We start from the raw sequence: 23,281 nt of genomic DNA on the forward strand, positions 1-23,281 counted from the left end.
CCCAATGACTCGCAGCATATTACTGCCCTAACGGCATATCTTACCGTCGGGGTGGTTTTTGGCGTGGCGAGAACAGTGATGCGGTTTAATGTCTGTTTAGCTGTTAGACAGCCGCTAACAATCTTTAAATAAAACCGGAGGTTAATTACCCAGTGGACCCTGTTCCCTCGACCTACACCTTTTGGTGTGTCCGGTAAGGTAATTCCCCATTCAGGGTGGCTGCTTTATCGGATAACAATCTGATAAGCGGTCACTACGCACGTCCTTGCGTTAGTTTCTGCTGATGATGTTTTTGCCCTCTCTACGGCAGATTTGCCGTGGGCGCAACATAAAGACCGTCCGACAAACGGCTTTGTGACATGACAGTAAGGCTCAAACCATGCAAGTTAAAAATTTCACCCGGCAGTTGCTCAATGTGTTGAGCCGTAACCTGCCTCGCCGCCTAATTCGCCGGGAAACCATGTTAGATGGCTTGCCGCAGGGAAGTGCGACAAAAGATTTGCCCGCAGCGCTGACTCAGCAACGTTTGCAGTGCGCGAATGAAACGCCACCACAACTTTATCGGCGTTTTCAGAGCCACCCCGAAGGGTTAACGGAACAAGAAGCCGCAGCCATTCGTCTGCAAAATGGCAGTAATCTCATTGAAAATCAGCAAGCTACCCGTTGGTGGGTCCACTTATGGCACTGCTATCGCAACCCGTTTAACTTGCTGCTCACCATTCTGGCTCTGATTTCCTACGCTACCGAAGACCTCACCGCCGCATTGGTGATTGGTGCTATGGTGTTAATTTCCACCCTGATGCATTTTATTCAGGAAGCACGTTCTAACCGCGCTGCGGATGCTTTAAAAGCCATGGTCAGCAATACCGCAACTGTGGTGCGCAGTGATGCCCATACGGGCAAGAGCGAGCATCGCGAGCTACCGATCTCTCAGTTAGTGCCCGGCGATATCATCAAACTATCTGCGGGCGATATGATCCCGGCGGATTTACGTATTCTGGTGGCCAAAGATCTGTTTATCAGTCAGGCCGCCTTAACCGGTGAGTCACTGCCGGTTGAGAAAGTGGCGCAATGCCGTGAGTGTGAGGAACAAAATCCACTCGAACGAGACACGCTGTGCTTTATGGGCACCAATGTCGTTAGCGGTTCGGCACTGGCTATCGTGGTAGGCACCGGTAACCAAACCTATTTCGGTCTGCTGGCAGAGCGTGTGACGCATCAGGATGAGCAACCTAATGCCTTCCAGAGTGGCATCAGTAAAGTCAGTTGGTTGCTGATTCGCTTTATGTTAGTCATGACACCTATCGTGTTGTTGATAAACGGTTTTACCAAAGGTGACTGGTGGGAAGCCGCGCTGTTCGCGCTCTCTGTTGCTGTGGGTTTAACCCCGGAAATGCTGCCGATGATCGTCACGTCGACGTTGGCAAAAGGGGCGGTGAAACTGTCCAGGCAGAAAGTGATCGTCAAGCGCTTAGATGCTATTCAGAACTTTGGCGCGATGGATATTCTGTGTACCGATAAGACCGGCACCCTGACGCAAGATAAAATTGTGTTGGAAAGCCACACCGATGTGTTTGGGGCCAATTGTGAGCGGGTGCTGCACTACGCCTGGCTCAACAGTTATTACCAAACGGGATTAAAAAATCTGCTGGATGTCGCGGTGTTATCTTCCATGGCTGAGTCAAAAGATGCAGAATCTCGGGCGGCCGATACGCTGGCGGGTTACCGCAAAATCGATGAGATCCCATTCGATTTTGAACGCCGTCGCATGTCAGTGGTGGTCAGCGATAAAGCGGATTATCACGAACTTATCTGCAAAGGCGCGCTGGAAGAGATGTTGTCCATTTGCCGTCATGTGCGCCAAGGGAGTGAAATTATCCCATTGACCGACGCGCTGTTGGCACGCATCCGCCGCATTACCGATGAACAGAACCAGCAAGGACTGCGAGTGGTGGCGGTTGCCACCCGTATCATGCCAGCTTATCAGCGGGATTATGCTGTTATTGATGAATATGACCTGATCTTGGAAGGGTATATCGCCTTTCTCGATCCGCCGAAAGAGAGCACAGCGCCGGCGCTGCTGGCACTAAAACGCAATGGCGTTAACGTTAAAATTCTTACCGGTGACAACGAGTTAGTTGCGCGTAAGGTATGTAAAGATGTTGGATTATCTGTCGAGCATGTCTTGCGTGGCAGTGATATCGAGCAGATGACGGAGACACAACTGACGCAGGCCACCCGCACCACCACGGTGTTCGCCAAGCTGACACCAATGCACAAAGAACGCATCGTACAGAACCTGCGTAATGCCGGTCATGTGGTCGGTTTTATGGGGGATGGCATCAATGATGCACCGGCACTGCGTGCTGCTGATATTGGGATCTCGGTGGATTCAGCAGTAGATATTGCTAAAGAAGCCGCCGATATCATCTTGTTGGAAAAGAGCCTGATGGTGCTGGAGCAAGGGGTAATTGAAGGCCGCCGCACATTTGCCAACATGCTGAAATACATCAAGATGACCGCCAGCTCTAACTTTGGTAACGTCTTCAGCGTCCTGATTGCTAGCGCATTTTTGCCCTTCCTACCCATGCTGCCACTCCATCTGTTAATCCAGAATCTGATGTACGATATTTCGCAGATTGCTATTCCATTCGATAACGTTGATGAAGAGCAACTGGCAAAGCCACAACGCTGGAACGCCGGCGATTTGGGGCGATTTATGGTGTTCTTTGGTCCGATAAGTTCTATTTTTGACGTACTGACTTTTTGCCTGATGTGGTGGGTATTTAAAGCCAATACGCCAGAAATGCAGACGTTGTTCCAATCCGGTTGGTTTGTTGAAGGACTGCTGTCCCAGACCTTAATTGTGCATATGATCCGTACCCGTAAAATTCCCTTCATCCAGAGCCGCGCCTCTTGGCCGCTATGTCTAATGACACTGGCGGTGGTGGCCATTGGTATCGGGCTAACCTTCTCTCCACTGGCTGGATTCCTGCAATTGCAAGCGCTGCCACTCTCTTACTTCCCGTGGCTGATGGTGATCTTAACCGGCTATATGGTGACAACGCAGTTAGTGAAAGGGTGGTTTGTGAGGAGATATGGCTGGCAGTGATATCTTTAATTTGGTTATCGGTTCGGTTGATCGGATCAGGCTTCGGTTGATATTCGTTTAGTGCTCATCTGATCTCTATCGCCTCAACCGAGAAGGAGGGCAAGCCGGCCCTCCTTCACCTGCGGCTTGCGCGAAATATTGCCCTGCGGGTAAACCGCCTGCATCTTTCGGGCTGACGAGCCAGCGCGATTCGCATCCATGCTCAAGCGCGCTTTTCGCCGCCGTCCATGGCGGCTCACTCTACCCTCCCTCCTTGTCGGCAATATTCCTGATTGCGCTCAACATCAAAAGCTAATTCAAAACCCTGTTTTTAGGTTGTGATGTTAAAAGCACATTTGAGCTGCCGAATGAGGAGAGTAGGTAGGACGCGAGGCAGGGAAGCCGAGCGAGCCGTGCTTGAGCAGGAGCGAATCACGGCGGTCTGTCAACCGAAACGATGAAAGAGAGTATCCACGAAGTGGACAAGCGATACGTGCGTAAGCGCAGGGGTTCCAAGGGGTTACGCGCTTGTAACCCCTTTGGCGGTTGAGGCATCGGAGGGGAATTGAGAACCAATCTCATATCAACCGAACCGATAACTAAACGAACATCAACCGAATCTATCCACTAAATCAATAACAAAAAATTAAATTCGACTCAAACAATCAATCGCTATCGCCTTGAAGCTATCAAAATGCTGACTGCTCAATAAACGGCTCATTGAACGCTCTCGCACAAAAGTAACGAACAAGTCGTAAATCGCCATCGCTTCTTCATAATCAGTTTTACTGATAGCTAACAGGAAAATGACATGGGCTACCTCACCATCACCCCAGGCAATGCCATTGGGGGCTAGCAGGGTAACCACCACGGTCTTTTTGGCTAACAGACCGAGTGAGTGTGGCAGTGCAATCCCCTCCCCCAGCATGGTGGAGACAATCGCCTCACGCTCCACCACCGATGGGTAAAAGTCCGCATCAACGAACCCTTCCTCTTCCAACTGACTGCACACTTTTTTAAATAACTGCTCTTGTGTCATCGGCTGGTCGATAATCATAAAATGATTACTGTCGAAAAACTTTTCCAACATATAAGGGCGAGTGCGATCCACTAGCACCAACTTACCCAGTTGTTCTAACTGATATTCAGTCGGAAACGGTGACATTACTACTACCGGCTTATTCTTTTCCGCCAGACGTGAGTTAGAAATAATAAAATCTTCGTCGATATGGTCGAGATTTTCGTAATCACGCAGGGAAATGGTCTGTGTCATCACGATCTGCGGATACTTACGAGCAATCTGCGCCTGAATCATTCGGGTAGTGGAGTTACCGGTATCACACACCAACATCACCTGTGGATGACGTTGATAACCAATATTGTAATGGCGTTCCAACCCAACACCGATGTGCAGTACCAGATAGCCTATCTCATTCTCACTCAAGCTATAAGGCGTATATTTGCCCCAACTGGATACCGCCGCCAGTGTTACGTCATAAGCCATCGGATAGTGCTGTTTAATATTGGATAACAATGGATTAGGGATAGTTATCTGATACTTCACCCGCGTAATCATGGTCTTGATATGGGTGAGTAAATCAATTCGTAACTGCTTATCGCCCTGCAAATTGTAGTTATAGTGGGCGTTGATATAAGAGAGGATGTAATCCACCAATGTCTCTTCATCATCGGCGTTGATTTCACTGGGGCGACTGGTACCAGGCTGGCTGACTTGCACCCGGCGGGCGGCAATATTGACCCGCAAATACGCTTCTTCTGCTGCCGAAATGTCTTTGCCCGATAATAGTTTCAACTCATTTGCCAAACGGCCGGAGGCGAGTTTGACCGCCTCATCCACATCTTCGGCATCAAAGTCTGATAACGGATAACCGTCAGCGATACGTTTGATCGCCACAGCACAGTAGAAAATCAGGTAGTGCTCGCCCTCATCAGTTAACCGTACCGCATATTGCGCCAATAGCTCATGCAGCAATCCCGTTAATTCGGGGATAGTCTGAATGTTAAGAAACTCATTCTTTAATAATGGGTTATCAGCATCTTGCAGATGTAGCTGAAACAAAAGGTCGGTCAAACACGTGCGGATAGCCAACTCGGCACCAAACAATTTCATGCCGTAGCGTGGCTTGGTTTCAATCGTCAGATGGTATCGGTTTAGCCTTTCTCTCACCTCAGCCATATCATTTTGCAATGTGCCACGGCTAACGAACCATTCATCAGCTAAATCTTCCAGCTTCAATGAAAAAGCAGAGGTCAGAAAACGGATTAACAGGTAATGCACTCGCTCATTGGCAGTTCGCGGGGTTAGGTGCGTTTTGCGGTTTTGCTGCTGTAGAGCACGAAAGCGTTCAGCATCATCGATCATCAATCGGTAGCCAAAGCCACGGTTATGGATAAAGTGCGCACCATAATGTTCAAGGATCTCATTCAACGCCGTAATATCTGCCCGCACGGTACGTGTCGAAACCGCAAAACGTTTCGCCAGCTCATCCTGAGGCAGCGTTTCCGATTGCAATGCATCGAACATGTAGGCCAGACGTTGATAGGGAAATCTCACTGCTCCACTCCGTTATTCAGGGTGTATGGGCATCCCCCCCGCCACCATGGCCAGAGGGGGAGCGTTATCTCACACGGCAACACAGGCCTTCACCGCCAGTGAGTTTATATCAGGTAAATCAAATAATTACGGTACTATTTTTTTCACGATAGCTAATAAGGCTCGCACATCTTCTGGGCGAGTATTGCCCGTTTTGCTGTCGATTATCGAACTGTAGATATGCGGGATAATTTTCGTTACCCCGGCATCCAGTGCGATTTGTACGATTTGTTCAAAATTATCCAGACTGATGCCGCCGGTGGGTTCCAACCAGAAGCCGGTAGCAGCACAAGCCTCAGCCACAAAACGGTACTCATCGATAGAGTCCAGCCCGTTCATTGGGAAAAACTTTAGCGAACTGCCGCCCATATCTTTCAACATAGCAATGGCGGTGGTCACTGGAACAATCGCTTCCTTTTGCTGTGAACTGAGTGGCCCGGTGGAGATATTTACGTAACCCACTTTGCCGGTCGGCGAAATCAGGCCGTTAACCACCGTATCATGCTGCCCCAATAAAGCACGACTTGTGCCAACACCGGTGAACACTTGATTCACATGTTGCGGTTGAACCTGCTGCGCAATCTGGCTGACCATTGTTGATTGCTTCGGGTCCCCCGCGCCCAACCCTACCGACAGGGCATTATCGATAACAGCCGCGTATTCGCGCATATCTTTGACTGCGCTATCGACATCCGAATAGTTCTTCGATAACACTCCCACCAGAACATGGCCTTCAGCGGCTTGATAAATCTCGCGTGCATTCTCTTTTGAACCGGCCAGCACATTCAGGCACACCCGGTCACGGTAATAATTCGGGGTCAATTTCATCAGTCAGGCTCCCTTAGCCAGGCGGTTAATGCAGGTATAAATAATCTCGAGTTGCAATGGCGTGACACTGCGCACATCCACTTCAATTTTGCCTTCATTAGCTTTATAAGCGCGGAAGTAGATAGCAATATCGCCATTTTTCAGCGCATCCACCAGATCCGGTGTCGAGCGCCCCATTTTAGCTTCATCAAAACTGATTTCAGTACGGGCAATATCACGCCCGGCAGCATCCCAAACCACTTTCGCAGACACACCGTCAATGGTATTTAACTGACTGATAAATGGTGTCATTTTTTCTATCATTTGCTGGCCGGTCTCTTTTTCCAGCGTCATATAGCTTTCAATAGCATGGGTCAGGCCGAGAATACCCTCTTTACCCACTTTCATCGCCCGGCCAATACCACTTGATTGCAACTTCACCCAATCAATATAGGTCTTCTTGCCTAACACCAGCCCGCTGGTTGGCCCTTCAATAGCTTTGGCACCACTGTAAATCACCAAATCTGCACCCATCTGGTAATAACATTGCAAGTCTTCTTCTGCAGCCGCATCAACAATTAATGGCAATTGATGCTTGCGCGCAATCACTACCGCTTGCTCAACAGATAAAATGCTTTTTTGTACACAATGGTGGGATTTTATATACAAGATCGCCGCAGTATTTGGCGTGATCGCCGCTTCCAACTGTTCCGGTAAACATTCGTTGGCATAACCGGCTTCCACCACTTTGCCTCCCCCCAGCGTCACCATGGTATCGACCGGCGCACCGAAGTTAACGTTATGGCCCTTCGGTAGAACAATTTCATGCGGCACTGCGCGCGCGGCAGCATGCAGATTAACCAGCAAATTGGCATCATCTTTCACGATCACCGCAGCAACCGACTGAGCAATACCGGCAGAAGCACAGGAGACAACCACCGCGCTCTCAATATTCAGCAAATCAGCAATGTAAGCACCGGTCTTATTGACCAAATCTTTCATTTCGAAGTAATGGTTTAGGCCCAAATCTACCGCCTCAACCACATCCTGCCGTGGCGTTGAAACGCCCAACATCGTCATGCGACCAGAAGCATTAATTACATGTTTTAACTGGTATTTTTCATAGACTGAAGACATCTTTTGACTTCCCTTCGTCAGTTAATACTACGTCACCAGCAACGACCGCCGCCAGTGGCACCAGATATGTCTCACCGGTAACCGATTTACCTTCTGAATCACTGAATAGCTGAGGTTGCTGTTTCAGCTCAAAAATCGTCAGGTCAGCGTCATAGCCCGTTGCCAGCATCCCTTTGTGAGTCAAATGCAGGGCTTGCGCGGCATTTTCTGTCACACAAGCAATAACCTGTTTAAGGCTCAAACCGAGGGTGAAAAATTTGGACATCACCGTCGCCAGGCTGTGCACTGGCCCATTAATACGGTTGCGACAATAGATGTCGGAGCTGATGGTGTGCGGGTAAATACCTTGCTTGATGGCCAGTTCGGCAACATCAAAGCTGAAACTGGCACTGCCATGCCCAACATCCAGTAATACACCGCGTTTCAATGCGCGTTGGATAGAATCACGCAAGGTCCCGGCAGGGGTCAGAATACGATTGGGTTTACCGTTATAGCAGTGAGTAATAATATCGCCTTGCGTTAACAAGTCGGCAATCTCATCCAAGTCCGGCGGGTTATTGCCAATATGTACCATCAAGGGTAGCTGATTATTTTCTTGTTGAATCTCTTTGGCTCGCACCAACGGTTTAATGCCGTTTTTACCGACCACGCTGCTGCTCATGCGGGCTTTAATACCGATAATAAAACCAGGATTACGGCCAATAGCCTGACTGACACTTTGCTTATCAATCTGCGCCATATCCGCTAATTCGTTTTGCGTCACGATGCCGGTTTTCGCAATATTCAGAAAAGCATAAACATGGGTTTTGGCGGCACGGGTTAGGCGGTAAAAATCATCCACATCATTGGCACCGGTGCTGCCGGCATCCACCACCGTCGTCACGCCACTGGCGACTCCGACCAAATCAGCTTCGTCATGATAAATAGGAGATGCGGGGTAACAATGCACATGGGAATCAATCCAGCCAGCACTGATGTAATATTTCCCGGCCAAATCCAACACTTTTTTAGCGCAAGAAACTGAAGGCTCGGCTTGATTATTATCTTCAGTGGCAATAGCCGCATCGACGGCCACAATTTTCCCATCATTAATTACGATATTAACCTGACGGCCGTCAACTAATAGTGCGCGTGTGATAATAAAGTCATACATTATCTTTATTCTCCATTATGTCCTTCTTACTTGACGTTGCAGCAGTGTTAGCAGGGTAAATATCCGGTAATTTGAATATTTACCCCTGACATCATGAAATAGCGACTGGGAAAATAGACCCTAAAATCATGGCACCCAAAATCGCGCCGCCGGTAATTGGTTTATTCCACAGATAAAACAGTAAAGCGCCACCTAAAGAACCAATCCCAATTGGAATTGATGCTGTTATGGCTGACAGGATAATCAATGGCCCGAGGAAACGGCCAGAGGAGTTACCGGCCCCCATCATAACGTCGGCACCATAAGTAGAATTACTTTGGTTAATCGTAAATTTACGCGCCAAAATAATCAGATAGCCGATAGCTAAACCAATAATCAGGCCGGTTACCAGTGAGGCGGCAAAATTAGCCACCGGGAAGACAAATCCGGCACCCAGTAATAATGCTGGCACACCCAGACCGACACCGGTTTGAATCGCGCCACCAATATCCAAAATACCGACAAGCGAACCTTCAATAATACGGGCGAATAAGAAGCTGGCACCAAATGCAGCCACCGCACCATAAACACCGGTATCCATACCAGCACGTAGCATTGAAACAAATGCCACTTCGTTAAATGCACCGATACCATATAAATAATACATATGAGTACCTGCAAATACGCCGGAGGATAATAATCCTACAAAGATCGGAAATGACCAGTCGGCATACCAGAAATTATTCTTGGTTTGTTCATCCATCATCAAGCTCCTCTCGTTGTATTATTTTCCGCTCAATGCGTTATGAATGGTATCGAGCCAAACCGGCGCGCTCAGGCTAAATGACTCCAGGAATTTCAGATCGAATCCGCGGAAGAAACCACTGAGCACAAATAACAGAACAATCACTGTCATCATGATCTTAGTCACTTTATTCCAGCCGCTTTCCTCAACACCTTTACCAATTAAAATACCCAACACCAGACCAGGTACGGCGTTACCCATAATTAGCTGAGCCAACCCGCCAAAAATAGTGGCCCAGAAACCAGAGCGACGCCCGGCATCAATAGCCGCCAGCCAGAAAATAACCGGCATCACGGTGTTAACTAGAATATTTGCTGCTGGTACCAATACTTTAATGGCAGTAACCTGTAATGCTGCTGGTACCGCAGAAGCAGTGGTGTTTAGGAAACTGACAACAATAACCCCGATAATCCCGCAGGCAATTGCCATCTTTTTCGGGTTATGCATGGTTTCCGCTACATTACGATTTTTAATCATCAATGCGGCGGCACCCCAGTTAGGAATGATGCGGTGGTCGACATCCTGAGTAAAGGCACCTGCTGCCACCGAAGAGGCCCAGGCGTTGAAGAAGAAGCCTAATCCAAAGGAGAAGTGCGACGCCGGATCTCCCTCGCATGAGTTCAGTTCGCCCAAGGTACGAAATGCCCCCATCCCCTGTATTGTCGGTGCATGAAACATACGGGCGGCCCCAACACCTACCCCCACACCGACCAGTCCGCCGATAATAATCGACTTAAAAAGAATGATTAGAAACATCAGTATATCCTTTTCATTTAGATATGAAGACGACCTTATCCGTATTAATAATTGTCACGTTCACGGTAATATCTAATTCAACGCTATATGTCTTTCTTTCACGCGGCAGGAAAAAGAATAAAAACTTCTCATTTTTAACTGATAATTCTGCGTTTAATACTTTTACGTCTTGTGGCTCAATCCGTAACAGAATATTTTGTGTCGATTTCAACACCGTATTCTGGACATTACCGAGTGCGTTAGCGAAAGCTTTTTCCTTAGTATCGCCTTTACCTTTCACTTGCACCTGAGTGGTATATTGCTCTTTCATTACGGTTGACCGTATTTCTTGATATAAGCTTCGACTAATCTCTGGCCTAATTCTTCTTTATCCATAAATCCGAAGCCCAGCACTTTGCAGCCTTCATTTATTGCCGTCACGCCTTCTTCCACAGAACGCATGCCGTATTTTGCTTTGTAACCATATTTATTTTGCGCCGTAATAGCACCCGCACCGCCACTGCCGCAGAATGAAATGCCAAAGTCAGCTTTTTCACTGTTCATCACATCACCCAATTTCATGTCTGCGGCAACACCGGGAATAACCACTACGCGGCCACCAGCCAATTCAACACCCTGGCCCACTTTTTGGCCTTTACCTAAACGGTCGCCAATCACAACGGTAATTTGACTCATAGTCACTTCTCCAGATCACTGTTTTATGGGTTATTGTCTTTCGCTACTTCAAAATGCACCGACAACAAATAGGCTTCTTCAATGGGCAAATTGGCAAATTTATCGACCACTTGCTGGGCCATTTGCATCGAATGTGCTGAAATCTCATCAAATAATGATTTATCCACTTCAGGTAATGGCTCACCAGTTATGGAACGCAATACCATGGCACGAATATGTGATGTCAACATTTGTTGCTGAACTTTATTGGTAAAAATATTTTCACTATTTAACATCGCGGTAATTTCAGCTAATACCCGCTCAGTAATAATCATTACCTCTTCTTTTCCAGGTTCCTCGGCGGCATTTAATGCGGCTACATCATTCACGCTGGCAATCCCCTATTTTTGCTATATCCGTCATACTTCAGGTTGTAGGGCCGTTGGCTGCGTTTTCTCGCCCTAGTGACTTACTTCAGGGACTCACTCCTTTGCCGCCTACCCACAACTCGAATTATTTAAGGTCTGTAACAACTTTCTGACGATAAAGATAAGTTCAGTTATCTTCTCTCTGCGCTGTAACATCACCCTACCTGCAAGCGGAATAGCTGTGTAGCGGCTTTTTTTCCAGTTCAAAGTGGAAATGTAATGTACCGGTGGGATCACTTTCGCAAAAAACGCCTGTTAGATAGTTAACTTAATCATTAACAACAAAATAACTTTTATATAAATACGTCAGTGCGGTTTGTAGTGGAAAAAAGTTCGTGATCCTGATCTCTTTCTTTTCTAGTCAGAAGCGCCTAATATCAGATAAATATTTAGCTATTTTCTAACACCCCCTCTCCTATGGCGCGGGGGTGTTGTTTTTATACCCTAAATAATTCGAGTTGCATGAAGGCGGCAAGGGAGATAATCCCGATGAGCTTACTGTGTTGTAAGTGATTCGGGTTATTGAGCGCAGCTAACACACATGCAGCTTGAAGTATGACGGGTATATGTTTTGTTGAAATTGAATTGGAGAGTAGTATGACCAAGCCAACCATCACGATTAACGAGCTGGATGCTGAACGTTTGGATGCGTTACTGGCGCAACCGGCTTTTGCCGGTACAGTGGTCGCTCAAGCGCTCAATGAAGAACTGGATCGTGCAGAAATTCTGCCACCAAACGCCATTCCGGCAGATGTGGTGACCATGAATAGCCGTGTGCGTTTTCGCGATCTGAATAACCAGGAAGAGCATATCCGCACGCTGGTGTATCCGGCATCGCTAAAAGACAGTAACGAACAACTTTCAGTGATGGCTCCGCTGGGCGCGGCATTGCTGGGGCTGCACGTCAATGATGAAATTAGTTGGAAGCTACCAGGTGGGGATGAAGCCCGCATTACTGTGTTAGAACTGCTGTACCAGCCAGAAGCAGCCGGTGAATATCACCGCTAACACTATGACCAAAGCCATTGGCGTTACCGCCAGGCGGCAAATGGACAAGCCCCGAATCACTGACTCAAGTTAGTGATTCGGGTGAAAGGGATTATTAACGATACTTTTTATGGTAGGTATCGCGGGTCGGTTTAAAGTCTTGCGCTGCTTTTTTAGCTTCATCGAGCTTGCCTTGATTCGCTAATGCCAGCGCACCATCAATCTGCCCGATAAATAAGTCCAAACCATGACGGAAATCCTTCACCTCCGCGCTACCCTCGCCTTTACTCTTCAACTTGGTAGGTATGCCCTTTTGTGCATCCTGCGCCGCTGCACGCATCGCCTGCAAGCCTTGCTTCATCACATCAGTAGAGTCAGCCTTCAACACTTTGCCGTAATTATCAGCAATGGTTTCCATGTTATCAGCCACGCTGGCAGCCATCGCTAAAGTGCTGGCGCTGAGTAACACCGCCGCCATTAACGCCATCATTTTCTTACCCATGCTCACATTCCTTCTATACCCTTCTAACGTGGCGTTGCAGCAAGGTTTCGCAGCAAGACCAAATTGGGGATGGGATTATTGTTATTGAAATACTGATCATTAGTACATTGCTCACACTTAACATAGGCAATAGACACTGAAACTGACAATGATTTCTTGTAATCAATTAATAAATGAGATGAGGGCTGAATAAAAATCAAAAAAAAAGCCAGCAACCAATGCCAGCTTTAGATGTGAAGCTACACGATGTTATTCGCCCGCAATCTTCATCGCAGGTAATAAAACAGAGCCACACTGAATGTTACTGCGGGTTTCGATATCACTGCCTACGCTGACGATATTACGCAGCATATCTTTCAGATTACCGGCAATCGTTATCTCACTGACTGGATACTGAATCTCACCGTTTTCAACCCAAAAACCTGCCGCGCCGCGGGAATAGTCACCGGTTACGGTACTGACACCCTGGCCCATCAGTTCAGTTACCACCAAACCTTTGTCCAATTGCTTCAGCATTCCGGCGAAATCCTGCCCCTGACCGGCAATGCGCCAGTTATGGATGCCACCAGCATGACCGGTACTTTGCAGCCCCAGTTTACGGGCTGAATAGCTGGTCAACAGATAGGTTTGCAGTATCCCATCTTTAACGATTTCCCGTTGTAAAGTACGCACACCTTCACTATCGAACGGGGTCGAAGCCAGACCACGCAGTAAATGTGGGTGCTCTTCAATAGTTAACCACTCAGGTAAAATCTGTTTACCCAAATGATCGAGCAAGAAGGTCGATTTACGGTAGATATTGCCGCCGCTGATCGCCGAAACCAAGTGACCAAACAAACCGGTCGCCACTTCAGCGGCAAACAGCACCGGTGATTGCATGGTCGGCAGTTTACGTGGCGATAAGCGGGATAAAGTACGACGAGCGCACTCCTCACCAACCCATTCCGGGCTGGCTAAATCTTCCATCCGCCGGCCAATGGTATAAGCGTAATCTCGCTCCATATCACCATTATGTTCAGCGATAACGCTGCTGGAAAGCGAATGGCGACTTGAGCAATAGCTCTGTAACATGCCGTGGCTGTTACCAAACACCTTGATGCCATAATGGCTGTTAAAACTGCCACCTTCGGTATTGGTAATCCGCTTATCGGCCTGCAATGCAGCCTGCTCCGCCCGGGCGGCCAGCAAGATACCTTGTTCTGCATCCAAATCGCTCGGATGGAACAGATCCAAATCAGGCGCCTCAAAAGCCAGCAGCGATTTATCTGCCGCGCCAGCGTAAGGATCAGGTGAAGTGTAACGAGCAATATCCAGCGCAGCCTGCACCGTGCGGGCGACTGCATCTGGATTTAAATCGGTGGTAGACGCGCTACCTTTACGCTGCTGGTGATAAACAGTAATTCCCAGCGCACCATCGCTGTTGAACTCCACATTTTCCACTTCACCAAAGCGAGTGCTGACACTAATTCCGGTGGTTTTACTTACAGCGACTTCGGCCGCATCAGAACCCGCACGGGCCAATTCCAAAGCCTGTGCAACCGCTTGTTCCAGCGTTTTACGCTGTTCTGCAACTTGAGTGACTACTTTCATCAGTCTGCCATAATTAATGAGATAATCGTTCAGGAAAGAGTCGTAACACGACGACTTACACGGATACAATATAGAACGCCATGGTTCTGAGTCTATCAGAGATCTTTGTACTATTTCGCAGAAAGCCAACAACCTGCTACGATTAGCCTCTTTTTAAGGAATTTGACCATGAACAAACAGCCCGAAGATTGGCTAGATGAAGTCCCAGAAGATAAAGACGAAGATGACGATGAAATTATCTGGGTCAGTAAAAGTGAAATTAAACGTGATGCCGAAGCACTGAAAGAACTCGGCACCGAGCTGGTTGAGCTGGGTAAAAATGCGCTGGAGAAAATCCAACTGGATGAAGATCTGCTGGCAGCCGTTGAACTGGCACAGAAAATCAAGAAAGAAGGCCGCCGCCGCCAGATCCAGTTAATTGGTAAAATGCTACGTGCCCGTGATGTAGAACCTATCCAAACCGCATTGGATAAGCTGAAAAATCGCCATAACCAACAAATCTCGCTGTTCCACAAGCTGGAAATGCTGCGTGACCGTTTGGTTGAAGAAGGTGATGTCGCGATCCCTACGGTGTTGGATCTATATCCAGATGCGGATCGCCAACAACTGCGTAGCCTGATACGTAATGCCCAGAAAGAGAAAGCCACTAACAAGCCGCCGAAATCATTCCGTCAGATCTTCCAATATCTGCGTGAACTGTCTGAAAAGCAGCAATAATCGGGCGGGGCCGGGTCTGACTCGGCTCCCGACTCAAGAAGGCTAATTCACACTATATTGAAACGCAGGCTGCCTGCTAACTCCTCTTCCGCTTCCTCAAGCAGCAGCACAATCGCACCAAAGCGGCGTTTGTGGCGGTGATTGAAATGAATAAATTCAATCTCTACCGGTAAGGCTATCTCACCGGTGACCACATCCCACAGAGCATCCAGATTGGCGCCAAAATCTTCGCTCAGCGCAAATTTTTGGCAAAATGCGCGGTAAAATGCAGGAAGATCGGATATATGGTCAAAATCAAATACCACTTTTACCATCTTCTCACTCCATCCGAATGAAACGCTTGTAGTGATCCTGAGTTAGATAAATCAGGCCATCATTGGAGTACAGCAAACGATCGCTACCGCGATGCCCACAACGATAATTAACATCGGCTTCACGCCAGTTACGGCCTTTCGCCTCAGGCAGTTGGCGTTCACGGTTAGAAAAACGATCGCCGCCAATCGCTCTGCCTGGCAATACTTTACACAGATTGCCGTCTTTGGGATCCCAGCCCTGCGCACGCGCCTGCTGCTTGGTAAGATAAAAATCCGGCAGGCGATGATGCACTTGTAGGTATTTAGCCACCTGCTGGTGCTGGGTCAATTGTTCAATCGATGCAGGTGCCGATAAAGGTGGGCGTTCCAGATCCGCCGATTGGCCGATATCACGCGCCGTGACACCGCCAATCCCCTGCAATGCCGCCACAGCCAGCAACAGTATCGCGCCCAGAATGGCCATAAGTCGTTTATTCATGGTTCTCCTTAACCCTCAGGCTGCCAATAACTGTTGTGCTGCTCATTGCGATAACCCATGCCCACGTTTTATTCACCAATCCAATTTATAAATTACCCAAATGCAGGGTTTTGACTTCCATAAACTCATCTAACCCCAGCACTGACCCTTCACGGCCAAGGCCAGACTCTTTAACACCACCGAAAGGTGCCAGCTCAGTAGAAACTGAACTTTCATTGACACCAATCATACCGCTTTCCAATGCATCTGAAACCCGGAATACACGTTGCAGATTCTGAGTATAGAAGTAAGCTGCCAGCCCGAACGGCGTGTCATTAGCCCGTTTGATAACTTCCTCTTCGGTTTTGAAGCGGAAGCAGGCAGCCAGTGGGCCAAATGTCTCTTCAGAGGCGACTTTCATCTGCTCATTAGCATCGGCAATAACTGTAGGCTGGAAGAAATTCCCCCCCAGTTGATGACGACTGCCCCCCACCAGCAGGCGACCGCCCTTCTCAAGCGCATCTTTGACGTGATCCTCGACTTTCTCCAGCCCGGCGAGATTAATCAATGGCCCCATATTGACGTCTTTATCCATACCATTACCAACATGCAGTTTTTTAACCTCAGTGGCTAAACGGCTGACAAACTCGTCATACACGCCATCCTGAATATAGAAGCGATTGACGCACACGCACACCTGCCCAGCATTGCGGAATTTACATGCCATCGCACCAGCAACTGCGGCATCCAAATCAGCATCATCAAACACGATATACGGCGCGTTACCGCCCAGTTCCATGGAAATTTTCTTCATGGTGGCTGCGGCATTACGCATTAAGGTTTTGCCAACTTCGGTTGAGCCGGTAAAGGAGATTTTACGCACTTCCGGGCTGGCCATGATGGCATCACTGATGGCATGCGTGTCACCCGCAACACCATTGAGTACGCCAGCAGGCACACCGGCTTGCTCTGCCAATGCCAGTAAAGCAAACGCGGATAACGGCGTGTTATTGGCCGGTTTAATCAATCCGGTACAACCGGCAGCCAATGCTGGCCCCAGTTTGCGGGTTAACATTGCCAGCGGGAAATTCCACGGCGTGATGGCCGCCACCACACCAACCGGTTCGCGAGTAGCCAGAATGCGTGCCCCCTCTTTGGCTGGCGGAATAATCTCACCATTGGCACGTTTGGCCTGCTCACTAAACCATTGAATAAAGCTGGCGGCATAGGCGACCTCGCCTAAGGCTTCGTTCAATGGTTTACCTTGCTCAGAAACCATTATCTCAGCCAATGATTGCTGATCTTCCATAATCAACAAATACCAACGCTGAAGAATTTCCGCCCGTTGCTTGGCGGGTGTTTTTCGCCAGGCGGGGAAAGCCGCACTGGCGGCCTTAATCGCGGCTTCAGTTTCTTGGGTACCCGATTTAGCCACTTTCGCCACCAACTGGCCGGTAGCAGGGTTATGTACGTCGAAAGTGTCCTGCGCCTGATGCCATTTACCACCAACAAAATAGCCGATATGGTACACACCGTCGCTGTGTCGTTGGTTTTGTAATGGATTTTGCAATGGATCGCGTAATAGATTTTGTGCTGACATCTTGTCGACCTCCTGAGGGAAAGGATGCCCCCATCAATGGAGGGCGAGGAAGGTTGCTTCACTATGAAGTATATACCCAAAGAACTTGGAGTTGCAGGCAGGCTGCCAGTGAACGCATCCCGATGAGCTGACTCAGGTCAGTGATTCGGGTAAGTGAGCGCCGCTAACAACCCTGTGGTTTCACTCTAAAGGGGATACTCAAAGTCATTGGAATCACAGGTAGGCTGCCAGTGAACGCATCCCGATGAGCTGACTCAGGTCAGTGATTCGGGTAAGTAAGCGCCGCTAACAACCCTGTGATTTCACTCCAAAGGAGATACTCAAAGTCATTGGAATCGCAGGTAGGCAGCCAGTGAGCGCATCCCGATGAGCTGACTCAGGTCAGTGATTCGGGTAAGTGAGCGCCGCTAACAACCCTGTGATTTCAAGGACGAAGAGTATCGCTAGATAAGCGCACTCTGATAACGATGCAACATATCCGCCAACCGCTTTACCGGGCGGATAACAGAATCAGGCGATTGATAATCGACTAATTTCTGCTGATATTGATCCAACTCTTGTAGTAAGCGAGCAAAGTAATAGCGCCGCTTCTGGTCATTTTTGGCATTGATAACCCGATCGGCGGTATAGCGGATCTGTTTGTGAAAAGCACTCAATTCAGCATTAACTGGGATCTCGGTGTTATTGAGCCGCTGATGGGCGATGATCAGCGTTAATGCCAGTCGATACTTATCAATATCACTGGGGAACATCATCAATAATTGATTCAGTTGTTGATACAACGCCGGTAGATGATTTTCGCTGCGGCGGGCTTTATTGGTGGTCAATGCCGATACAGCGCTGTAAACAAAGCGGTTTAGCAAGGTTCTGCCGGTTCGGTCCTTGGCATTATCGCGGATCAACAACAGCACAATCAGAGAAACGAAACAGCCGACAATCTGCCCCAGCGCACTGTCGAGGAACATACTGACATTAAACTCCATCGGGTTGCTCAACACCATAATATTGATGGTACTGGCCAATGTTCCCAGCGAGCCAAGACGGCGCTTTTGCACTTCGATACCAATAATAAATGCCAGTAATCCCAGACTGATACACAGCAACAGCATACTTTGCTGGGTCGCAGGGATAATAAACATGAAATAGAGCGCCCCAATAGGTAGCGCCATAATCACCCCTAGCAGGAAGTCGATCGCCACCATCCGTGGATTGGGGGTGCGCATTGCCAGTGAGGTCACCACCGCAATCATGACCATACAGCCCGCCCCGGATGTCCAGCCAGTCCACAGCCAGAATAGGCCGCCGATCGCCGTAGCAATACCGGTACGCAAGCCATTGATCATCGCATGATGACCTTCGGCTGAAACATGTTTGATTGGCTCATCGCCGTCCAGAATACCCTCTTCCACCCGGCTGATACTGCTGTTGGTATGAATCCCTTTTGATAGCAATAAATAGCGTGTCGCCGCCCCCACCCAACTGCTGATGGTCGCAGGGATCGCCGCACTGTGACTACCGCCAATATATTGACGCAATTTCTTCATCTGCTGATGAATTTCAGCCGGCGTCTCTGCCGGTTCACTCAGCATCGCTTTCAGCTCGGCACTGAGTAAGTCAGGATGATTGATCAATACCAGATAGGTTTCGCAGGCTTGAGTGATCAGGGCTAATGACGCCGTGTGCAATACCCGTAAGCGGCGGTTACAGCGCTGCCAGCGGGAAGACTCCATCATCAGATAACTACGCATCCCATTCAGTGCCGTGGTATTTTTAACCAGATCATTCCAGGCGCGATCGATATCGTTTTTTTCTGCCGGACGAATACATAACTGCAATAATTTATATTGATCTACCAACACCTTATCGACCAGACGATCAATATCCTGCTTGATCGATCGTGGTGAAAACAGCAGATCCGCCATCACCGCGCAGACGATCCCCAGCACAATCTCGCTACAGCGCTCGACTGCAAACTGCGGTGTCAGTAATGGCGTTTCACCGGTGGTGACAATGATAATCAGCGCGGTGTAACCCGCCAGCCCGAATGCGTAAGAGTTCTCAACCCGAACCAGTGAGGAGATCCAAGTACAAACGCCAGCCCACAAACAGCAAAGCATCAGGGTTAATACTGGTGCTCTGATAGTCAGAACGATGATAACCAAACCACCGATACAGCCGATGAATGTCCCGATAATACGTAACCAGCCTCGGTGACGAATCGCACCAGAGAATGGCTCACCGCCCGCAGCAAATGCCGGGCCAGCAGCAACAATGGCCGCCGTCAGCACCGACCAGCGTGGTGTTTCCAATTGCAGATGAAAGCCCAGAAACAGCGCGGCCACAATGGCAAAACTGAGTTTGAACGCAAAGCGCAGGCGAATAAAGGTCGGGCTGTTCATCTTAGCCGAACTCACGCAGGCGATGCATCAACTTAACAATCGGCGAAGCCTGATTAGGATTGCGATCAGTCGCCCCGGTTATCACCACGGTAGCCGTCGTCCCTGCGGGATAGGGATGCTGTTGATCTTCACTGTCCAAACGGATCTTCACCGGTACTCGTTGCGCCAACCGCACCCATTCCAGATTATTGTCAATCGTCGCCAACCCTTTGCTATCGACACTGCTACTGCTGTTGGTGACACCGGCGGAGACACTGTCGACAGTACCGTGCAAAATACGGTTGCTGCCCAGTGGGGTGATTTCCGCCCGATACCCGGCTTTAACCCCTTCCAGCTTGGTCTCTTCCAAATAGGCCAAAATATAGAAAGTATCTTTTTTCACCAGTGCAACGGCGGTGGCGCCACGGTTAATAAACTCCCCGGCATGAACATTCAGATTAGTCACCCAACCTTGTGCGGGCGCACGCACGGTGGTGCGTTCCAGATCAAGTTTGGCTAAATCCCGTACTGCGATAGCTTTTGCCAACTGATGCCTGACGGTTTGTAATCCGTTGTTGGACTGGTCAATTTCTTCTTGTGACATCGCCTGAATCCCTAAACGTTGCCGCCGACCGGACTCACGCTGTTTCTCCGCCGCCAGTGTTTGGTAATAGGCCACATCGGCCTCGGCTTCAGCCAACGCCTGCTGGTAGCGCGGTTGGTCAATAACAAACAAAATCTGCCCTTTCTGCACCAGTTGATTGTCTTTTACCGGCACATCGGTGATCAAGCCACTGACATCCGGTGCGATAGCCACCACATCGGCAGTGAATTTGGCATCACGGGTCCAGGGTGATTCGGTATAAAAAGCCCAAACGTTGAAAATAGCGATAACCGCCAGTAAAACCACCAATAAGGTGATGCCGATACGGATTATTTTTAATGAAAAAGTACTCACGGCGACCTCAGGAAAAAAGACGGGATATTAAATAGAAAAGACAACAATACAGCGCGGTATTAAAGAGTGCCGGATGCCAGACAAACTCATAAATACCAGTAGGTTGTAGCACACGGCGCAAAATAAAGAACAGCGCCAGCGAAAGGAGCAACTCAAAAAATATTGGCGGAAAAGAGAGGCCAAATATCACCATCACCGGAAGCAACGTCATTCTGTAGATCCTTTCTATTATAGGGTGCCGGTGAACCAGCCATAAGACTAACTTGTAGGTTAAACTTAACTAAGCAACATGACTGTAACCTTAGCGAGGCGAGATAACACTTCGACAGCGTGGCTTGCAAACCTAAAACGATTCTCCCGACAGCAGTATATTAGCCTGCTTATTATCACCTTATCTACGATGTGTGATCTAAATCACTTTTAAGCTACAGTTAACAATCAAGCGTTAGCAATCAACTCAGGGTGGACCATGGAAAGACTAAAACGGATGTCAGTATTTGCCAAGGTGGTTGAATGTGGGTCTTTTACTGGCGCCGCACGGCAGTTAGAAATGAGCGTGTCGTCGATTAGCCAAACAGTGTCAAAACTGGAAACCGAGCTGAATGTTAAGCTGCTTAACCGCAGTACTCGCCGCATTGGTTTAACTGAGGCAGGCCGAATTTACTATCAGGGTTGTCGGCGCATGTTGCAGGAAGTACAGGAAGTCCATGAACAACTCTATGCCTTTAACAACACCCCAACCGGAACCTTACGCATCGGCTGCTCATCAACGATGGCACAAAATGTACTGGCAACGATGACAGCAGAGATGTTGAAAGAGTATCCCGGCCTATCCGTTAATCTGGTTACCGGCATTCCGGCACCGGATTTAATTGCCGATGGTTTAGATGTGGTGGTCCGCGTTGGTGCATTACAGGATTCGGGGCTATTTTCACGCCGCCTTGGTTCCATGCCGATGGTGGTCTGCGCCGCCAAAAGTTATTTAGCACAACATGGCACACCAGAAAAACCCAGTGATATGACCAATTTCTCCTGGCTGGAATATAGCGTGCGACCAGACAGTAACTTTGAGCTAATCGCACCAGAAGGTATTACCACGCAAATATCGCCCCAGGGCCGCTTTGTCACCAATGACTCACAAACCATGATCTGTTGGCTTAAAGCGGGTGCCGGTATCGCTTACGCACCGTTAATGTGGGTAATAGAGGAAATTAAACGCGGCGAGGTGGAAATACTGTTTAAAAAATACCATTCAGATCCGCGCCCAGTATATGCACTCTATACCGAGAAAGATAAAATGCCACTTAAAGTTCAGGTCTGTATCGACTATTTGACCGAGTACTTTAAACGAGTGGCTGAGGTATATCAGGGATATCGCTAATACCTCTTTAGAGGTATTAGCGATATAATGCTCTATAGCAATATAAGAATTAATCTCATCTGATTGAGAAATATCCCATTGATAATAATCCGACCTATTATTGGATTGTAAATGCATGTTATTCCTACAAGTTGACAAAAATCACCACTACCTTTCCAATATGTGAAATAGACTAACAATTATATATCAATATATATTGCAGTCTACATATGGCGCATTTAACTACAACAAAGTGGTGCATATGTTTCTCTCAAAAAATTTGCTGGTATTTATTACTACGGTTCAGGAAGGCTCGCTGACCAACGCGGCCATTAAATTATTTTCCACACCGCCGCCAATGAGCAGGAGTATAAAAATACTCGAGGATGAACTGGGTTTTAAACTATTCACGCGTACAACCACCGGGCTAAAACTAACGGATATGGGAGAAGCACTTTATAATGACATTTACCCTGCGTACATCTGTTTAACTGAACTTAGCACGGCCTGCAAAAAAAACAAAAGTGGCACGATCAATATTGGTACGCATCAACTTAAATCAGAACATGCAGGTTTTCTGTGTGACTACTTCTTAGATTCCGGCAACTGTAACATTACGTTAAAGGAGAACACTCCAGACGTAAATCAGCTAGATATAATATTAAGCACCAAAGAAATAAAAGACTGTGGTTTTGATGTGGGATTAGCCACCAATTGTAAAGCAATTTTGCTATACGGATCACATATAAACGGATTACCGAATAAATCAGCGCATTTAAAACAGCTTACATTACTACAAAGCACTGTTTTTTCCTCTTCATGCTGTTTTAAGAATTTTTTAAACCATATGAAAAAACAAGGTTTCAGAGGAAATGTATTAAACGTTGATGACCCCAGAACTCGACATAATTTAATCAAAAAAGGGGCAGGTATATCACTGACAGTAGAAGGATTTAATACAAAACAAGTGAACAATCGTGCTTCCAATATAAGC

General features: G+C 48.1%; 22 protein-coding genes. 5 read left to right on the forward strand and 17 right to left on the reverse strand.

Translation table 11 applies throughout. The annotated features are described in order from the left end of the window. The first annotated feature begins 379 nt into the window (after window positions 1–379). The gene (mgtA, locus tag V1952_RS03965; RefSeq protein ID WP_372560422.1) at window positions 380–3,112 is read left to right on the forward strand and encodes a magnesium-translocating P-type ATPase; all 2,733 of its coding nucleotides are present in this window, start codon (window positions 380–382) and stop codon (window positions 3,110–3,112) included. A 625-nt stretch (window positions 3,113–3,737) separates the two neighbouring features. Here the strand turns inward: mgtA and V1952_RS03970 are convergent. From V1952_RS03970 to V1952_RS04010, 9 genes are all read right to left on the reverse strand, one after another. Next, window positions 3,738–5,666, reverse strand: a complete 1,929-nt coding sequence (locus tag V1952_RS03970; RefSeq protein ID WP_420071118.1) for a BglG family transcription antiterminator — start codon at window positions 5,664–5,666, stop codon at window positions 3,738–3,740. A 126-nt stretch (window positions 5,667–5,792) separates the two neighbouring features. Next, window positions 5,793–6,533, reverse strand: coding sequence for a 2-dehydro-3-deoxy-phosphogluconate aldolase (gene dagF, locus V1952_RS03975; protein ID WP_420074340.1), 741 nt, complete (start codon window positions 6,531–6,533; stop codon window positions 5,793–5,795). Window positions 6,534–6,536: 3 nt separating this feature from the next. Next, on the reverse strand, window positions 6,537–7,649 hold the full coding sequence (locus tag V1952_RS03980) for a DgaE family pyridoxal phosphate-dependent ammonia lyase (protein WP_420074341.1): 1,113 nt from the start codon (window positions 7,647–7,649) through the stop codon (window positions 6,537–6,539). Beyond that, window positions 7,633–8,802: an amidohydrolase/deacetylase family metallohydrolase gene (locus V1952_RS03985; RefSeq protein WP_420074342.1), complete on the reverse strand. Its 1,170-nt coding sequence runs from the start codon at window positions 8,800–8,802 to the stop codon at window positions 7,633–7,635. The genes V1952_RS03980 and V1952_RS03985 overlap by 17 nt, the downstream gene beginning before the upstream one ends. A gap of 91 nt (window positions 8,803–8,893) precedes the next feature. Then, window positions 8,894–9,544: a DUF4310 family protein gene (locus V1952_RS03990; RefSeq protein ID WP_032896643.1), complete on the reverse strand. Its 651-nt coding sequence runs from the start codon at window positions 9,542–9,544 to the stop codon at window positions 8,894–8,896. A gap of 21 nt (window positions 9,545–9,565) precedes the next feature. Further along, on the reverse strand, window positions 9,566–10,342 hold the full coding sequence (locus V1952_RS03995) for a DUF4311 domain-containing protein (RefSeq protein ID WP_004392358.1): 777 nt from the start codon (window positions 10,340–10,342) through the stop codon (window positions 9,566–9,568). A gap of 13 nt (window positions 10,343–10,355) precedes the next feature. Then, the gene (locus V1952_RS04000; protein ID WP_083162226.1) at window positions 10,356–10,652 is read right to left on the reverse strand and encodes a DUF4312 family protein; all 297 of its coding nucleotides are present in this window, start codon (window positions 10,650–10,652) and stop codon (window positions 10,356–10,358) included. Next, window positions 10,652–11,017 carry a glycine-rich SFCGS family protein gene (locus V1952_RS04005; protein ID WP_004878063.1) on the reverse strand — a complete coding sequence of 122 codons (366 nt, stop codon included), beginning with the start codon at window positions 11,015–11,017 and terminating at the stop codon, window positions 10,652–10,654. Before V1952_RS04005 ends, V1952_RS04000 begins: the two co-directional genes overlap by 1 nt. A 23-nt stretch (window positions 11,018–11,040) precedes the next feature. Next, on the reverse strand, window positions 11,041–11,385 hold the full coding sequence (locus tag V1952_RS04010) for a PRD domain-containing protein (RefSeq protein ID WP_083162222.1): 345 nt from the start codon (window positions 11,383–11,385) through the stop codon (window positions 11,041–11,043). Window positions 11,386–12,021: 636 nt separating this feature from the next. Between V1952_RS04010 and rnk the strand changes: the two genes are divergently transcribed. Further along, a complete protein-coding gene (gene rnk, locus V1952_RS04015) occupies window positions 12,022–12,432 on the forward strand; it encodes a nucleoside diphosphate kinase regulator (protein ID WP_372560416.1) in 411 nt (136 codons plus the stop codon). Window positions 12,433–12,526: 94 nt separating this feature from the next. On the opposite strand, the gene cybC is transcribed toward rnk, so the two are convergent. Continuing rightward, complete coding sequence (gene cybC, locus V1952_RS04020) at window positions 12,527–12,913, reverse strand: cytochrome b562 (protein ID WP_083162220.1); 387 nt, start codon at window positions 12,911–12,913, stop codon at window positions 12,527–12,529. Between the two features lie 249 nt (window positions 12,914–13,162). Next, window positions 13,163–14,503 (reverse strand): metalloprotease PmbA, encoded by a 1,341-nt coding sequence (pmbA, locus tag V1952_RS04025; RefSeq protein ID WP_372560415.1) that lies wholly within the window; start codon window positions 14,501–14,503, stop codon window positions 13,163–13,165. Between the two features lie 168 nt (window positions 14,504–14,671). Between pmbA and yjgA the strand changes: the two genes are divergently transcribed. Next, window positions 14,672–15,220 (forward strand): ribosome biogenesis factor YjgA, encoded by a 549-nt coding sequence (yjgA, locus tag V1952_RS04030; RefSeq protein ID WP_083162216.1) that lies wholly within the window; start codon window positions 14,672–14,674, stop codon window positions 15,218–15,220. Window positions 15,221–15,267: 47 nt separating this feature from the next. On the opposite strand, the gene V1952_RS04035 is transcribed toward yjgA, so the two are convergent. The 6 genes from V1952_RS04035 to aaeX all read right to left on the reverse strand — a co-directional run bounded on the left by V1952_RS04035 (window position 15,268) and on the right by aaeX (window position 21,138). Continuing rightward, window positions 15,268–15,534 (reverse strand): barstar family protein, encoded by a 267-nt coding sequence (locus V1952_RS04035; RefSeq protein WP_083162214.1) that lies wholly within the window; start codon window positions 15,532–15,534, stop codon window positions 15,268–15,270. 4 nt (window positions 15,535–15,538) lie between these two features. Beyond that, window positions 15,539–16,012 carry a ribonuclease gene (locus V1952_RS04040; protein ID WP_372560414.1) on the reverse strand — a complete coding sequence of 158 codons (474 nt, stop codon included), beginning with the start codon at window positions 16,010–16,012 and terminating at the stop codon, window positions 15,539–15,541. Between the two features lie 85 nt (window positions 16,013–16,097). Next, on the reverse strand, window positions 16,098–17,591 hold the full coding sequence (locus V1952_RS04045) for an NAD-dependent succinate-semialdehyde dehydrogenase (protein ID WP_420074343.1): 1,494 nt from the start codon (window positions 17,589–17,591) through the stop codon (window positions 16,098–16,100). 443 nt (window positions 17,592–18,034) lie between these two features. Continuing rightward, window positions 18,035–19,990 carry a p-hydroxybenzoic acid efflux pump subunit AaeB gene (gene aaeB, locus V1952_RS04050; RefSeq protein WP_372560412.1) on the reverse strand — a complete coding sequence of 652 codons (1,956 nt, stop codon included), beginning with the start codon at window positions 19,988–19,990 and terminating at the stop codon, window positions 18,035–18,037. A 1-nt stretch (window position 19,991) separates the two neighbouring features. Then, complete coding sequence (gene aaeA, locus V1952_RS04055) at window positions 19,992–20,927, reverse strand: p-hydroxybenzoic acid efflux pump subunit AaeA (protein ID WP_372560411.1); 936 nt, start codon at window positions 20,925–20,927, stop codon at window positions 19,992–19,994. Window positions 20,928–20,934: 7 nt separating this feature from the next. Beyond that, complete coding sequence (gene aaeX, locus V1952_RS04060) at window positions 20,935–21,138, reverse strand: p-hydroxybenzoic acid efflux pump operon protein AaeX (RefSeq protein ID WP_372560410.1); 204 nt, start codon at window positions 21,136–21,138, stop codon at window positions 20,935–20,937. A 258-nt stretch (window positions 21,139–21,396) separates the two neighbouring features. Between aaeX and aaeR the strand changes: the two genes are divergently transcribed. Both aaeR and V1952_RS04070 read left to right on the forward strand, forming a co-directional pair. Next, on the forward strand, window positions 21,397–22,308 hold the full coding sequence (gene aaeR / locus V1952_RS04065) for an HTH-type transcriptional activator AaeR (RefSeq protein ID WP_372560409.1): 912 nt from the start codon (window positions 21,397–21,399) through the stop codon (window positions 22,306–22,308). A 241-nt stretch (window positions 22,309–22,549) separates the two neighbouring features. Beyond that, window positions 22,550–23,281 (forward strand): LysR family transcriptional regulator (locus V1952_RS04070; RefSeq protein WP_420074344.1); only part of this gene is annotated, 732 nt, incomplete at its 3' end.

Origin of the sequence: Yersinia sp. 2542 StPb PI, from assembly GCF_048593855.1 — a bacterium.
GTDB classification, from domain to species: domain Bacteria; phylum Pseudomonadota; class Gammaproteobacteria; order Enterobacterales; family Enterobacteriaceae; genus Yersinia; species Yersinia enterocolitica_E.

Bases quoted from the DNA above. Each gene is read 5' to 3' on its own strand.
- mgtA (WP_372560422.1), top strand. From the start codon at position 380: ATGCAAGTTAAAAATTTCACCCGGCAGTTGCTCAATGTGTTGAGCCGT.
- dagF (WP_420074340.1), bottom strand. From the start codon at position 6,533: ATGAAATTGACCCCGAATTATTACCGTGACCGGGTGTGCCTGAATGTG.
- V1952_RS03980 (WP_420074341.1), bottom strand. From the start codon at position 7,649: ATGTCTTCAGTCTATGAAAAATACCAGTTAAAACATGTAATTAATGCT.
- V1952_RS03985 (WP_420074342.1), bottom strand. From the start codon at position 8,802: ATGTATGACTTTATTATCACACGCGCACTATTAGTTGACGGCCGTCAG.
- V1952_RS03990 (WP_032896643.1), bottom strand. From the start codon at position 9,544: ATGGATGAACAAACCAAGAATAATTTCTGGTATGCCGACTGGTCATTT.
- V1952_RS03995 (WP_004392358.1), bottom strand. From the start codon at position 10,342: ATGTTTCTAATCATTCTTTTTAAGTCGATTATTATCGGCGGACTGGTC.
- V1952_RS04000 (WP_083162226.1), bottom strand. From the start codon at position 10,652: ATGAAAGAGCAATATACCACTCAGGTGCAAGTGAAAGGTAAAGGCGAT.
- V1952_RS04005 (WP_004878063.1), bottom strand. From the start codon at position 11,017: ATGAGTCAAATTACCGTTGTGATTGGCGACCGTTTAGGTAAAGGCCAA.
- rnk (WP_372560416.1), top strand. From the start codon at position 12,022: ATGACCAAGCCAACCATCACGATTAACGAGCTGGATGCTGAACGTTTG.
- cybC (WP_083162220.1), bottom strand. From the start codon at position 12,913: ATGGGTAAGAAAATGATGGCGTTAATGGCGGCGGTGTTACTCAGCGCC.
- pmbA (WP_372560415.1), bottom strand. From the start codon at position 14,503: ATGAAAGTAGTCACTCAAGTTGCAGAACAGCGTAAAACGCTGGAACAA.
- yjgA (WP_083162216.1), top strand. From the start codon at position 14,672: ATGAACAAACAGCCCGAAGATTGGCTAGATGAAGTCCCAGAAGATAAA.
- V1952_RS04035 (WP_083162214.1), bottom strand. From the start codon at position 15,534: ATGGTAAAAGTGGTATTTGATTTTGACCATATATCCGATCTTCCTGCA.
- V1952_RS04040 (WP_372560414.1), bottom strand. From the start codon at position 16,012: ATGAATAAACGACTTATGGCCATTCTGGGCGCGATACTGTTGCTGGCT.
- V1952_RS04045 (WP_420074343.1), bottom strand. From the start codon at position 17,591: ATGTCAGCACAAAATCTATTACGCGATCCATTGCAAAATCCATTACAA.
- aaeB (WP_372560412.1), bottom strand. From the start codon at position 19,990: ATGAACAGCCCGACCTTTATTCGCCTGCGCTTTGCGTTCAAACTCAGT.
- aaeX (WP_372560410.1), bottom strand. From the start codon at position 21,138: ATGACGTTGCTTCCGGTGATGGTGATATTTGGCCTCTCTTTTCCGCCA.
- aaeR (WP_372560409.1), top strand. From the start codon at position 21,397: ATGGAAAGACTAAAACGGATGTCAGTATTTGCCAAGGTGGTTGAATGT.